Genomic DNA, 13958 nt, shown 5'->3' with positions numbered 1-13958 from the left:
GCTTATGAACGTAACGATTTTGCATGGCTACAGTGCGTCCAACTCCGGTGACGGTCTGCTGGTCGATCTGGCGATTGCGCTGGTGCAGCGCAACTTTGGTGAAGACACCTCGATCAGCGTCGTGGCTTCCGATCCCGAATCCTTCAACTATCTGCCGCACCCGCGCTTTGATGCGCCAGTGATGGCGGCCAAGGGTCTGGGCCGGGTCAAGCAAGCGGTGTTTCTCAATCAGTCCTACGCCGGGCTCGCTGATCTATTGAAGAAAACCGACCTGATCGTCGGCGTCGGCGGCGGCTACATGCGTTCGAAAAGTGCCTTCGAACATATAAAGCTGAAGCTCGGTCACGCCAAGCAACTGGAAACCGCGATCCTCAGCAAAGTGCCGTCGGTGTACCTGCCGCAAAGCATCGGCCCGTTCCACGGCGAGAGCAGCAAGATCGTCGAACATTACGCCAGCGCCGACGCGGTGTTCGTGCGCGACAATCGCTCCTCGGCCATTTTCGACGCCTGCGAAAACGTCTATCGCGCGCCGGATCTGGCAGTGCAGTCGCTGGCCGGCAAGATCCTTCAGCAACCCAAGTTCACCCGTTGCGCTGCATCGCCGGCGACTGTCTGCGTGGTGCTGCGCAAGCCGCCGGAGTGGAGCAAGGAAAAGAAGGTTGCCTACGTCGCCAACCTGAAGTTGCTACTGCAGCGCTTGAAGAACAAAAGCAAAGTGGTTTGCGCAGTGCAAAGCGCGGTACGTGGCAACGATGACGGCGCGTTCTATCGCGAACTGGGCATCAACGAAGACCTGTTGTCGTTGAAGGCGACTATTGCCAAATACCAACCGGATCTGGTGATTTCCGTGCGCCTGCACGGCGCCATCGAGTCGCTGCTCTCCGGCGTGCCGGCGTACCACATCAGCTACGAACGCAAAGGTTTCGGCGCCTATCAGGACATGGGCGTCGAGGACTGGGTGATCAATGGCGGCGACATCAATGTCGATACCATCATCAACACGGTTTACGCGTCGAATGCACTGGCGGATTTCGGTAAGCGCCTGACCGACACCTGCCGCGAGATCGAGGCGAAAACCGCGGCCATGGACGAGATCATCAAAGGGATCGTTCGATGATATTTCGGCTATTGCTTCGCGGCGGAGCCTTGGGCGCGAAGTTTTTGCTGGTGTTGGCGATCACTCATTACCTCGGTTATGAGGCGTTGGGTTTCTACGGCGTAGTGGTCGCGGCGTCGTTGATCGCCTCGAAGTTCTACAGCGTCGGTTTCAGTTCCGAGATCAACCGGTTGATCAGCGTTGGCGGCAGTTCGCGCCGCGTCGTCGATAAAGTTCTGCTGCTGTATCTGGCGGTGGGGCTGGTGCTGTCGCTGGTGACCGTGGCGATTTATTCACTGTTCCAGCAAGTCGAGGCGACAACCGCGCTGATCCTCTGCGTGACCCTGGTTTTGCTCACCGAGCATCTGTCGTTTGAGATCAATTCCTTCGTGTTTTCCGCGCAGAAAGCCACGGCGGGCGCCTTGTTGTTTTTCATCAAGACCGGCCTGTGGGCGGTGTTGGCCGTGGGCGGGATGATGCTCGGCTGGGTGTCGGGAATCGCCAGTGTGTTGTGGTTGTGGGTGGTCGCCAACGTGCTGGTGATCATCGCCGGTTACTGGATCGTGGTGAACGTTCATCACGGCCGAGAAGCCGGGACACTGGCCACGGCTACTGTGTGGAAGGCCGGGCTGCCGTTCTACTTCGGCACCGGGTTGATCGCGTTGAGTCAGTACGCCGAACGCTTTCTGATCGCCGACCTCGAACCCTACGCCAGGCTCGGGCAATACGTGTACGCGTGGTCGGCGGCCAACACGTTGCAGGCGTTGTCGTATGCGGTGGTGGCGGTGGTCGGGATTCCGGTGCTCGCCAAGCGTTTTCAGGCTGATCAACAGGCCTTTACGGTCAAGCAACTGTTCGTCAACAAATGGGTGATGCGCTCGCTGCTGGTCTCGTCCGCAGTGGCGGTAGCGATTTATCTGTTCTTCAACGTGGTGCTCGATTACGTCGCCACCAGCGTGCCGCGCCCGGACAACGCGATCCTCGGCGTGCTGATTTTTTCCTTCGCCCTGCGCGCGATTGGCGACATCGTCTGGGGCGGTTTGATTGCCTCGAAAAACAGTCGGGTGTCACTCGCCAGCGCAGCGATCTGCTTGCTGGTTTCAGTGCCGGTCAGCTACGTGCTGATCAAACACTATTCGATCTATGGCGCCGCCTGGGGCAACGTCTTCGCGATCATCGTGCAGCTTGGCGTGATCGCTGTGCTGACCCGTGTGACCGCGGCGAAAAAGGCTGCTGTGTCATGGGCCTGAAGTTGCCGTGCATCGAGTTTCGCGGCAAGAAACTCGATTCGTACGTCTCGTTCCTGATCCTCTTCACCGGGCTGTTTCTGTCGGTGGCGATGCCGTTGCTGATCCCTCGCGATCCCGGCCCGGATGCGATGACGTTGTGGTCGTCGTATGCGCGTGCCGACAACTGCAATTTCTGGAACCCGTTCTCACCGGATCGCTCCTCCTATGAGTGTTCGGCGTTTTTGCTGCGGCCCACCGGGATCAACCTGACCAACGCCTGGGCCTACGGGATGTTCTGCAACTTTTTCCTCACGGCGATTCCGGTGGTGGTCTTTCGGCGTATGCCGCTGGCGATCTTCGGCACCTTGTGCCTGTGGGGCATCGTGCGCTCGTTCTTCCTGGAAAACCTGACCAAGGAAATCATCGTGTCAGTCGCGGTGTTGAGCATTTTGCTCAGCTCGTTGACGCGCAAATATCGCGGCGGTTTTTTCCTCTCGGCGGTAATTTACGGCGTACTGATCCGGCCCTACTGGATTCTGTTTTCGCTGTCGTGGGTCGGCGTCTGCGTGATGAAAAAGTACGTGTCGCGCACGACGTTCTTTTTGATGCTGTTCCTGTTTTATCTGGCCGTGGCCATGTCGATCCAGGTCGCGCTCGGGTTTCCGGTGTCGTCGATTCGCGCCAGTAACAACGAGTTGCGTACGGCGGGCGAGGAGGGCTCGAAATCGCTGATCGTCTCGTGGCTCAGCGGCAGTGACTTCGTCTCGCAGGCGCTGGACTCGATGATCATCTTCTTCCGGCTGTCGTTCCCCGTGGAGTTGATTCTGCTGTCCGGGCCGGGGCAGGTGATCTTCGTTGCGTTGATGATCATGACCGCGTTGCTGCTGTTCAAAGTCATCACCTCGACCGATTACAAGGGCGCGCCGATCCAGACCAAACCCAAGGAACTGATCGCGATTCCGCTGGCGTTTTTGCTGGTTCAAGGTTTGTTCGAGCCGGACTTCGGCTCCTTCGCCCGGCACTTTTCCATGGTCGTGCCGGTGCTGTTTGTCGGCCTGGGTTTGATGCTGCGGGCAAACAAACCGGTGCAGGTTGAATCAAGAATTCTGAATTGAGGCAGGTGCTTTATGTCGAGCAAGAAAAAGTCCCTGGAGATCGAAACCCTGCGCGGCCTGGCATGCCTGCTGCTGGTGCTCTATCACGTCATCGGGCCGTTGGGCGGTGGTTTGAAGATCGATATCGGCTCGCCGTTCCGGGTGATCGCCGACTCCATGGTGTACGTGCGCATGCCGCTGTTCACCTTTATTTCCGGGTACATCTATTCGATCTACAAAATTCGCGGCAATGACTTTTCCGCATTCTTCAGCGGCAAGGTGCGACGGTTGATCGTGCCGCTGTTTTGCGTCGGCGTGCCGTTTTCGGTGCTGCAAGCGGTGGGGCCGGGGGTGAACAAGGATGTCGGGGTGATCGACGCGTTGTTGTCGTTCTGGGTGCCGATCAACCACTTCTGGTTCTTGCAGGCGGTGTTCATCATTTTCATGTTCGTCGGCTTGCTGGAATGGCGTGGCTGGCTGCGTTCGCCGATGCGCTTGTTCGGGCTGTTCGCGTTTGCGGCGGTGTTGTTTTTGCTGCCGCCGTTCAAGCTCGATGCATTCGGTATTAATGGTGCGATTTACCTGCTGCCGTTTTTTGTCGCGGGGATGATCGGGCAGGAAAATGTCGACCGCTTGAAGCAGACGTTCAAAGTGATCGGCCCATTGGTGTTCGTGGTGATTTCGCTGACGCTGCTGTACGTGGCGGCGATTGATCGTGAGTTGATTGTTGATCGCCGTAGTCTGATCGGTCTGACCGTCGGTTGCGTATCCTGCATCGCGTTGCTGTCGAGTGATATGCGTTCGAAGGCGCTGACCTGGCTCGGTGGCTATTCCTATGCGATTTTCCTGTTTCATGTGTTGTTTGCGGCGACGTCGCGATTCGTCCTCGGGCGTTTGGGCGTGAAGGACGAAAGCCTGCTGGTGTTGGGGGGGCTGAGCTTTGGCTTGCTCGGGCCGGTGCTGTTGTCGATGATTTTCAGTCGGTTCAACTTTACCTCTGTGCTGTTTCTCGGTGAGCGCGCGGCGGCTAAAAAACCTGCCCCGATCATTAGCCCAGTTGCGCCAATTAACAGCTAAAAGCTTCGCGAGCAGGCTCGCTCCCACAGTGGACTTGTGCAAATCACTCAATCCCTGTGGGAGCTGGCTTGCCAGCGATGAGGCCGGGTCTGACGCAGACTTATTGCCTGATCCACCGCCATCGCTGGCAAGCCAGCTCCCACAGGATTAGTGGATGACCACAATAAAGTGGGAGCGAGCCTGCTCGCGAAGAGGCCGTTACAGACTCAAGGAATTTTTGCATGTTGGCAGTTGATGACGCGCAGCCCGTTGCCGCCTCGGTGGTTGAAGTGGGCGATGCACGCGAGCGGTTTGCGCAGTGGCGTGAAGGCAGGGCCGGCAAGGTCCTGGCGGTTTCGGTGATCGGCGACAGCTACAGCGCCGGGCAGGATTTTTATCTGAACAAGCTGGTGCAGCGCGTGGCCGGGGAGGTTGGATTTGCCGGACCGGGTTATGTCGGTTTCAACCACGGCGCGGCGCTGGGCGGTACGCATTTCAAGTACACCCGCAGCAGTGAAAAATACTTTGGTGGTGGCTGGAAGGTTTCAGAACTGGGGCAGGCGAGTCCGGACAGTCGCACGGTGACGGGGCGGCCCGGCGCATGGTTGCAGGTGGATGCCAGTCCTACGCCGCGCATCGACACGGCGGTCACTCAGGCGAAACTGCTTTATCTGGGCAACGGCGAATCCAGCGAGATCCGCTACCGCTGGGCGTCCAAGCAGGACTGGCAACTCTTGAAACTTGCAGGCGCGGGCGTTCAGGAGGTGCCGCTGACGGGTCAATCGGCAGCGAAAGACTGGTCATTCAAACTGGAAGTGGTGAAAGGCACGCCGACCTTGTTTGGTGTGTGGATGAGCAACGATCAGAACGGTGTGCGCGTGTCGAAGCTTGCTGCATCCGGTGCAGCCTCCGCTGACTTTTATCACCAGGATCGGCAATGGCAGGTGCAGTGGAAAGCCGCCGTAGCAAAAATCCCCGCCGACGTTTACCTGATTATGCTCGGTGGCAATGATCAGGGTTTCGGCGTTAAGCCAGAGCAGTATCTGCACAACGTTCAGGGATTGGTGGGAATGATCCGCGAGATCCAGCCTGCGGCGAGCATCAACCTGATCATGCGGCAGGACACCACGCGCTCCAGCGCCTACCCGATGTCGGCGTATGCGCAGGTATTGCAGCCTTGGGCGCACGAGCAGCACCTGGGTTACGCCAATTTGCAATGCGCGTTTGGCCCGGACGTCAAACGCTACGCCGCCGCGATGATCGGCCCGGACAAGATTCATCCGGTGCCGGCCACGGGGGGGAAGGTGATTGCTGATTACTTTTATGGCTGGATCATGGGCGTCAAGGACCGGTGCGACGCCCTCCCGAAATAACCACCAGACCCACTACAGGGGAGTGTGTTTATTCGAATTGTTCTATTTGGCTCAGCAGCTCCGTGAGTTTCTGTGGCATCAAGCGCGTATCGCACCGCGTCTCAACATTGATGATGATCGCCGGGTCGTTGCAGCAAATCCGCACGCGAAAGCGCCAGTCACCGAAGATCACCTTCAGCCCATCACTGTCATCCATTTCCAGCGCCAGCTCGCCATACAGCTTTTTCAAATGAGCGAGCAGTGGATAGGGATCGACCATCGGCCGGCGGATATCACCGGACGCCGGAAACACGCCAATCCGCTCCACCAGCAAAATCGTGCCCAGCCAGGATTCGTTGGCGCTGGGCAACGGCTGATGGCGGGCCAGCCAGCTCATCACCCCGAGGTTGCCCACCTCCCGTTCAATCTCTACCGAATGCTGTGCAATGTTCATGGTTGTCTGCCTTGAAAGGAAAAGTGGGCGGGGGAGGAGGCCGGTTTAGCGGCCCTTGAGGTACACGTTCTCGTAGCAGAAGTTGGTCGCCTGCAAGTAACCCTCGGCGTCGCCGCAGTCGAAGCGCAGGCCCTTGAACTTGTAGGCCAGCACGCAACCGTTCTGTGCCTGTTTCATCAGCGCGTCGGTGATCTGGATTTCGCCGCCCTTGCCCGGTTGGGTATCGGCGATCAGGTCGAAAATGTCCGGGGTCAGGATGTAGCGACCGATGATCGCCAGGTTCGACGGCGCATCTTGCGGGGCCGGTTTTTCCACCATGTTGTTGACCCGGTAGATGCCGTCGGACATCAGTTCGCCGGCGATCACCCCGTACTTGTGCGTCTGGTCGGCCGGGACTTCCTGAATGGCGACGATCGAGCAGCGGAATTTCTTGTAGAGCTCGATCATTTGCGTGAGTACGCCGTCACCTTCCAGGTTCAGGCACAGGTCATCGGCCAGCACCACGGCAAAGGGTTCGTCGCCGATCAATGGGCGACCGCTGAGAATCGCGTGGCCAAGGCCTTTCATTTCCACCTGACGGGTGTAGGAAAAGGTGCAGGTGTCGATCAGCTCGCGGGTGCCGGCGAGGAACTTCTCTTTCTCGGTGCCGCGAATCTGGTGTTCCAGCTCATAGCTGATGTCGAAATGGTCTTCCAGCGCACGCTTGCCACGACCGGTGACGATTGCCATGTGTTGCAGGCCGGCGTCCCGTGCTTCTTCAACGGCGTATTCGATCAACGGCTTGTTGACGATCGGCAGCATCTCTTTAGGCATGGCTTTGGTCGCCGGCAAGAAACGCGTGCCATAGCCGGCAGCGGGGAACAAACATTTACGAATCATAAAAGTATCCTGGACAGTCATGGAACACAGGCAACGGTTGCAGGCCACTAACTTGCCCGCAAGTTTCAATGATGATTGAACGATTGCTTTAATACCTGAGTCAGGTTGTTAATGGCAATTACGTGGCGCGCTAAATGACGACAATGTTATTAGATGTCGGTTAGAGCGTTATTAGTTATTTTTAGTCGGTATCTGTTGATAGTGATGTTTGCACTTGCAGTGCTAATAAGTAGCGGGCAATACAGTGTGACCTGCAAAAATATTTATTGCCAGTCATTGAACTGAATTTGTTTTTTGTTGTTGTCGCCTTGTTTGTGTGGATTGCGACACATCTCCACAACAACAGGCTTGACAACCTACCGGCTACTTACCCACTAACGGACCGCGCTATGAAGATTCTGGTAACCGGTGGCGCCGGCTATATCGGCTCGCACACCACACTTGCTTTACTTGAAGCAGGTTATGAAGTTGTCGTGCTGGATAATCTTTGCAACAGCAGCGACGCGGCACTGCATGCGGTAGAAGCCATCTGTGGCAAAAGTGCATTGATGATTCGTGGCGATGTCTGCGACCGCGCGTTGCTCGACCGGATTTTCCAGGAGCACGCCATCGAAGCGGTGCTGCATTTTGCCGGGCTCAAAGCCGTCGGCGAGAGCGTGCGCAAGCCTTTGGCCTACTACGAAACCAATGTCAGCGGCAGCATCACGCTGTGCCAGGCGATGGCGGCGGCGGGCGTGTTCCGCTTGGTCTTCAGCTCATCGGCGACCGTTTACGGTGAGCCTGAGCAGATGCCGATCCGTGAAGACTTCCCGACCGGCAACCCGACCAATCCCTACGGTCAATCCAAGTTGATCGTCGAAAACGTACTTCGCGACCTGTGCCAGTCCGAACCGCGCTGGAGCATCGCCTTGTTGCGCTACTTCAACCCGATCGGCGCGCATCACAGCGGCCAGATGGGCGAAGACCCTAACGGCATTCCTAACAATCTACTGCCTTACATCAGCCAGGTTGCGGTCGGTAGTCTGCAAGAACTGTCGATCTTCGGCGACGATTACCCCACGGTCGACGGTACTGGCGTGCGCGATTACATCCACGTCGTCGACTTGGCAGATGGCCACTTGAAGGCCTTGCAGTCGATCAGCGGGCGCCACGGCATTCATACCTGGAATCTCGGCACCGGCGATGGCTACAGCGTGTTGCAAGTGCTGCGTGCCTTTGAACAGGCCAGCGGGCAACCGGTGCCTTACCGGGTGATGCCGCGTCGTTCGGGGGATATCGCCGAGAGTTGGGCCGATGCTTCCAAGGCTGCACAAGAACTGGGCTGGAAAGCCACGCGTAACTTGCAGGACATGGTCACCGACACCTGGCGCTGGCAATCGAATCATCCGAAGGGCTATCTCGGATAATGTCGTTTTGATACCGAATGTTAGTTTCGGTCAGGTGTTAGATATCGTCTGGAAAATACGCTGGAAATGCCTTTTGCAAGCCCGTAGATATAAACCTGCCGTTCGACTTTTATCAGTTGGGTAAGACTGTGAAAGCACAACGGATCTTGTTCGCATTTTTCGCGGACTTGAACTCTACCACCTCTAACACACGCCGGTTTTTAACAGGATGAATGTTAGAAAGGAGTTGATATGAAAAAAGTGATGGCAGTTGCCCTGTTGACGATGTTGAGCAACTGGGCTGCCGCAGCTGAAGCGCCGCTTACTGCGGTAACCAATGTAGGTGGCAATGTAGCGGCTTCGCAAGCGCCGGCAGCCAGTACTGCAATGGTTGCCAGTGCTGTAGCGGCGTCCAACAGCGGTGGCAGTGCCAACGGCGGTACCACTGGTACGACGGGTACCACCGGTACAACCGGCACGCATAACTAACAGCGATTTTTGTTAGTGCAGTAAGGGTCGCCCGACGCAAGTCGGGTGACTTCTTTTTAGATTCGCCCTTGAATAGCGTAGTGCCATTATGACTCGTAGTTTTTCTCTTTTAATGTTGGCAAGTCTCGCTTTACAAGGTTGCATGTTTTCCCCGGGCCAATACCTGAGCACCAGTGATATCACCCGCCAAGGGGCCAGTGAAAGCAGCAGGGTCGAGCTGATCCCGATCACCCCCAAGCTTATTTCCACGACTCGCGCTACGCAAAAGCGCACGTCGGTGCCGAAGGAGCTGTTGGCGACCCCGGCCGAATATCGCATCGGCAACAACGATGTCTTGTACATCACGGTCTGGGATCACCCCGAGCTGACGGCCCCGTCCGGCGCGCAACAACAGATCGATGCCAACGGCCGTCTGGTGCGTTCCGATGGCACGCTGTATTACCCGTTCATCAAGGAAGTCCAGGCCGCTGGCCGGACCATCCAGCAACTGCGCGCGGACATCGAACAGCGGCTGTCGGCGTTCATCGCCGAGCCGCAAGTGGACGTTGCCGTGCTGCGTTTCGCCAGTCAGAAAGTGGTGGTCACCGGCGCGGTCGGCAAGGCTGGCCCGCAAGCGATTTCGACCAATCCGCTGAGCGTGGTCGAGGCCCTCGGCACGGCCGGCATCGATACCAACAATGCTGACTTGTCGGGCCTGACACTGACGCGCAACGGGCGGGTGTATCCGCTCAATCTCGACTCGCTCAACCAGCAGGATTCCGAGTTGCAGGGTGTCTACCTCAAGGGTGGCGACCAGTTGTATCTGCCGTACAACGACAACAAGCGTATCTACGTGATGGGCGAGGTCAATCAGCCGCGTGCATTGAGCTTCAAGACCGCGACGATGAACCTCTCCGATGTGCTCGGCTCGGTCGGCGGCTTGAGTCAGACCACCTCCAATGGCAATGCGGTGTACGTCATTCGCGGCGTGGAAAACCTCGATGTCGAGCCGGCGAAAATCTACCAGTTGAACGCCGAATCGCCGACCGCCATGGCACTCGCCACGTACTTTGAAGTGCGCCCTCAGGACGTCGTGTATGTCGGGCCTGCCAACGTGACGCGCTGGAACCGCTTCATCAGTCAATTGGTGCCGTCGGCGTCGATTGTCGGGACCGGGGCTTCCGCAGCGAAGAACTGGAGCGAATTCAGTAACAACAGCAAATAAGGTCGCCGACTGTGAATACGTTGAAAGTTGGCGTCTGCCTGATGGCGGCCCTGTTGCTGTGTGGCTGTAACCCGCTGATGAGCGCTTCGCTGAACAACCTCAAATCGGCGGTGATCGGTCCGGATGAAGTGGACGTGACGCCGGCCGAGGTCGCCGGGGTCAGTTATCCGCAACTCAAACTGACCACGCCGTCCGGCTCCGGGGTGCTGGCGCTGGTGCGCGAGCGTGAGGACCTGCAGTTCTGGGTCGCCTCCGGCAAACAGGTTTTGCTTTTGCGTAATGGTCTCGCCGTGCGCAGCATTGGCCTGGGCCTTGAGGGCGACCTTGACGGCACGCGACTGGCGGATGACTCGCCGTTCAAATCGGGTTTGCATCAAGTTGCCGATGGCTTCACCAGCCGACGCTGGATCGACCTCTACAAAGGTCAGGAAGTCGGGGTGATCGTCAACAGTCGCTTCAGCCGTCGCGCCACGGAAACCCTGAACATTCTCGACAAGGAATACACCGTGCTGCGTGTCGATGAGCAGATTGACGCCCCGGCCATTGGCCTGAGTGCGACCAATCGTTATTGGGTCGATCCGCGTGACGGTTTCATCGTCAAGAGTGAGCAGCAACTGACCTCGCAATTGCGCGTGAGGATTGTGCAACTGACCCCTGATCGCAGGCACCTGCCGTGATGCGGCTCAGGATGCTGTCGGCATGCCTGGTGTTGATCAGCAGCATCAGCCAGGCCGCCGTCACCGTCAGCGGTGACGTCGCCAACCCCGGGCCGGTCAAGTTGCCGGCGGGCGGGCGTTTGCTCGATGTGATCAACGAAGCCGTGCCCAATGCCGAAGGCTATTGGTTGGCCGGCGTTCTGCTGCGTCAGTCGTTGCTGGAAGAGCAGACGCGGCTCAAGGCTGGCGTGCTGTTCGATCTGGACGTGTTGCAACGCATGGCGGCGCTCTTCGACAGACCGAGCCGTGTGGCGCTCGCGCAACGGTTGATCGAGCAAGTGCGGGAAATGCCGGTGACCGGACGGCAGATCGCCGATCTCGATCCGGTGGCAATTGAAGTCGGCTTCGCCCGCAATATTCGGCTAGATGACGGCGATCAGCTGATCTACCCCAAGCGCGTCGACGAAGTGGAGGTGCTCGGCGCCGTCGCCGACACCTGCCACTTGCCTTACCAGCCGCTGCTGGAGGCCCGTGAATACCTGGAGAGCTGCACGCCGCTGGACGATGCCGAGGCCGACTACCTGTGGCTGATCCAGCCCAACGGCGTCTCGCGGCGCGTCGGCATTGCCCACTGGAATCGTGAGAGCGGGCAGTTTCCCGTGGCCGGCAGCAAGATTCTGGTGCCGGTGAAAAATGATGATCTGGATCCGCCTGTCCCTGAGCTGAATCAGCAGTTGGCCGAATTGATTGCCACGCAGCTGGCCGAGGTGGTTCGTTGAAGTTACGTTTTGCAGCTGTGTTGTTATTGCCCTGTGGTCTGGCGCATGCCGAGCCGCGCATTACTCAGAATGACTTTGGTGGCACCGGTCTGTTGCAGACGCCGACCGCGCGCATGGCCCCGGCCGGCGAGTTGAGCGTCAACGCCAACCGCACCGAGCCCTATAGTCGTTACAGCGTTTCGTTGCAGCCATTGGACTGGCTCGAAGGTTCGTTCCGTTACACCGCGATCACCAACCGGCCGTACGGCTCCGAGGCCCTCAGCGGCAGCCAGAGCTATAAGGATAAGGCGGTCGACGTCAAAGTCCGGCTGTGGCAGGAGAGCCATTGGCTGCCCGATGTCGCTCTCGGGTTCCGAGACGTCGGCGGTACGGGTTTGTTCTCCAGTGAGTTTTTTGTCGCCAACAAGCGCTTCGACAATTTCGATTTCAGCGCCGGCATTGCCTGGGGTTATCTGGGCAATCGCGGCGACCTCGACAACCCGTTGGGCTACGTCAGTGATCGTTTCGATACCCGACCCGCGCTCGAAGGCACCGGTGACGTCAACTCGGGTTCGTACTTTCGCGGCAGGCCGTCACTCTTCGGCGGCGTGAGTTATCAGACGCCCTGGGATCGTTTGAGTCTGAAACTCGAATACGAAGGCAACGACTACAAGCACGAGCCGAAGGACAACATCATCCAGCAGGACTCGCCGATCAACTTCGGCGCGGTGTTCAAGGTGGCGGACTCGGTCGACGTTACGGCGGCGTGGGAGCGGGGCAACACGGCGATGTTCGGCATCACCTTCCACACCAACTTCGTCAGCCGCAAAGCACCGGCCAAGACTTACGATCCGACTCCGGAACCGTTGCCGGCAAAGATGCCGACCGCGTCGATGGAGCAGGTCGACTGGGCGAACGTCTCGCAGCGTTTACAGCAGAATGCCGGCTACAAGGTCGAGCGCATCAGCCAGCGCGATTCCGAGTTGATCGTGTATGGCGAGCAGCAGCGTTATTTCCACTCGTCCAAGGCCGTCGGCCGGGCGAGCCGGATTCTCGACAACAGCGTCAACGACGACATCAACTGGTTCACCGTGGTCAACAAGCGCTACGACTTGCCGCTGGAAGAAACCAGCGTGCCGCGCCAGACCTTCCGCGAAGTGATCAACAACGAAGAGCCGCTGCAATCGCTGCACCGCACCACCGAAGTCAATCCGGCGATGCCGCACAACGAGAAAACCCTCTACACCGAAGCGCCGCAGCATTTCAGTTATGGCGTGGGTCTGGGCTTCAAACAGAACGTCGGTGGTCCGGATGGTTTGCTCTATCAATTCAGTGCCGATGCGGACGCCGAGTACCGCTTCAATCGCAGCACTTGGTGGAGTGGTTTGCTCAGCGCCAATCTGGTCAACAACTTCGACAAATTCACCTATGACGCACCCAGCGGTTTGCCCCGTGTGCGCACGGATTTGCGGCAGTACCTGACCGAGTCCGAAGTGACCATGCCGCTGTTCCAGTTGAGCCATACCGAGCAACTGGACAAGGATCTGTATGGCATGGTCTACGGTGGTTATCTGGAATCGATGTTTGCCGGGGTCGGGGGCGAAGTGTTGTTCCGCCCGACGGGCGAGCGCTGGTCGGTGGGCGCGGATCTGAACTACGTGCGCCAGCGTGAATTCGATCAGGGTTTTGGCCTGCGCGATTATTCGGTGGTGACCGGGCATATCACCGGTTACACCGATTTGCCGTATGACACGCTGGCGGCAGTCAGCGTCGGTCGTTATCTGGCCGGCGACTGGGGCGGCACGCTGGACATCTCCCGCGAGTTCTCCAACGGCGTGCGCTTCGGTGCCTGGGCGACGATCACCACGGCCGGCAGCGCCGAGTACGGGGAAGGTAGTTTCGACAAGGGCATCTATCTGTCCATCCCGTTCGACGAAATGATGAGCATGTCGACCATGCGCCGCGCCAACCTCGTTTGGGCGCCGCTGACCCGTGACGGTGGTGCAAGGCTCAATCGCAGCTATCAACTGCATTCGATGACCGATAGCCGGGATGACGACATGTTCTATCGCAACTTCGAGAAAATTACCGAGTAACCCAAAATCCCGCCCACCCCCAATCGTTGTAGGAGTGAGCCTGCTCGCGATAGCGCCCGACCAGTCGCCATCTGCATGCCTGACACACCGCCATCGCGAGCAGGCTCACTCCTGCAAGGGATATGTGTCGAACCGCCCAAATCCCTGGGAGCTGGCCTGCCAGCGATGACGGCGGCACATTCGGCATGGATACTGTCTGGCTTGACGCCA

At 58.3% G+C, this 13958-nt stretch carries 13 protein-coding genes; 11 read left to right on the top strand and 2 right to left on the bottom strand.

Features of this window, described 5'->3' with window-relative positions:
* The first annotated feature begins 4 nt into the window (after positions 1–4).
* The 5 genes from ACIOWE_RS03475 (at position 5) to ACIOWE_RS03455 (ending at position 5848) form a co-directional block, all read left to right on the top strand.
* Positions 5–1117, top strand: coding sequence for a polysaccharide pyruvyl transferase family protein (locus ACIOWE_RS03475; protein ID WP_401387402.1), 1113 nt, complete (start codon positions 5–7; stop codon positions 1115–1117).
* Positions 1114–2346 (top strand): oligosaccharide flippase family protein, encoded by a 1233-nt coding sequence (locus ACIOWE_RS03470; RefSeq protein WP_401387399.1) that lies wholly within the window; start codon positions 1114–1116, stop codon positions 2344–2346. The genes ACIOWE_RS03475 and ACIOWE_RS03470 overlap by 4 nt, the downstream gene beginning before the upstream one ends.
* Complete coding sequence (locus ACIOWE_RS03465; protein ID WP_103305096.1) at positions 2337–3440, top strand: hypothetical protein; 1104 nt, start codon at positions 2337–2339, stop codon at positions 3438–3440. Before ACIOWE_RS03470 ends, ACIOWE_RS03465 begins: the two co-directional genes overlap by 10 nt.
* 12 nt (positions 3441–3452) lie before the next feature.
* The gene (locus ACIOWE_RS03460) at positions 3453–4496 is read left to right on the top strand and encodes an acyltransferase family protein (RefSeq protein ID WP_401387396.1); all 1044 of its coding nucleotides are present in this window, start codon (positions 3453–3455) and stop codon (positions 4494–4496) included.
* 221 nt (positions 4497–4717) lie between these two features.
* The gene (locus ACIOWE_RS03455; protein ID WP_401387393.1) at positions 4718–5848 is read left to right on the top strand and encodes an SGNH/GDSL hydrolase family protein; all 1131 of its coding nucleotides are present in this window, start codon (positions 4718–4720) and stop codon (positions 5846–5848) included.
* A 28-nt stretch (positions 5849–5876) separates the two neighbouring features.
* Here ACIOWE_RS03455 and ACIOWE_RS03450 read toward each other — a convergent pair whose 3' ends face one another.
* Both ACIOWE_RS03450 and galU read right to left on the bottom strand, forming a co-directional pair.
* Complete coding sequence (locus ACIOWE_RS03450) at positions 5877–6281, bottom strand: mannose-1-phosphate guanylyltransferase (protein ID WP_401387390.1); 405 nt, start codon at positions 6279–6281, stop codon at positions 5877–5879.
* 45 nt (positions 6282–6326) lie between these two features.
* The gene (gene galU, locus ACIOWE_RS03445; protein ID WP_007910549.1) at positions 6327–7160 is read right to left on the bottom strand and encodes a UTP--glucose-1-phosphate uridylyltransferase GalU; all 834 of its coding nucleotides are present in this window, start codon (positions 7158–7160) and stop codon (positions 6327–6329) included.
* Positions 7161–7549: 389 nt separating this feature from the next.
* Between galU and galE the strand changes: the two genes are divergently transcribed.
* The 6 genes from galE to ACIOWE_RS03415 all read left to right on the top strand — a co-directional run bounded on the left by galE (position 7550) and on the right by ACIOWE_RS03415 (position 13748).
* Positions 7550–8566 carry a UDP-glucose 4-epimerase GalE gene (galE, locus tag ACIOWE_RS03440; RefSeq protein ID WP_401387387.1) on the top strand — a complete coding sequence of 339 codons (1017 nt, stop codon included), beginning with the start codon at positions 7550–7552 and terminating at the stop codon, positions 8564–8566.
* Positions 8567–8797: 231 nt separating this feature from the next.
* The gene (locus ACIOWE_RS03435; RefSeq protein ID WP_007910552.1) at positions 8798–9034 is read left to right on the top strand and encodes a hypothetical protein; all 237 of its coding nucleotides are present in this window, start codon (positions 8798–8800) and stop codon (positions 9032–9034) included.
* Positions 9035–9176: 142 nt separating this feature from the next.
* Complete coding sequence (locus ACIOWE_RS03430) at positions 9177–10238, top strand: polysaccharide biosynthesis/export family protein (protein ID WP_401387384.1); 1062 nt, start codon at positions 9177–9179, stop codon at positions 10236–10238.
* Positions 10239–10249: 11 nt separating this feature from the next.
* Positions 10250–10915: a YjbF family lipoprotein gene (locus ACIOWE_RS03425; protein ID WP_401387381.1), complete on the top strand. Its 666-nt coding sequence runs from the start codon at positions 10250–10252 to the stop codon at positions 10913–10915.
* Positions 10915–11673: a capsule biosynthesis GfcC family protein gene (locus ACIOWE_RS03420; protein ID WP_401387378.1), complete on the top strand. Its 759-nt coding sequence runs from the start codon at positions 10915–10917 to the stop codon at positions 11671–11673. The genes ACIOWE_RS03425 and ACIOWE_RS03420 overlap by 1 nt, the downstream gene beginning before the upstream one ends.
* Complete coding sequence (locus ACIOWE_RS03415) at positions 11670–13748, top strand: YjbH domain-containing protein (RefSeq protein WP_401387375.1); 2079 nt, start codon at positions 11670–11672, stop codon at positions 13746–13748. Before ACIOWE_RS03420 ends, ACIOWE_RS03415 begins: the two co-directional genes overlap by 4 nt.
* Positions 13749–13958: the final 210 nt, after the last annotated feature.

This window comes from Pseudomonas sp. NPDC087598 (genome assembly GCF_044743525.1).
Taxonomy (GTDB): Bacteria; Pseudomonadota; Gammaproteobacteria; order Pseudomonadales; family Pseudomonadaceae; genus Aquipseudomonas.
Note: the sequence above shows the minus strand (reverse complement) of the source record. Positions and strands in the feature narration are given on the sequence as shown.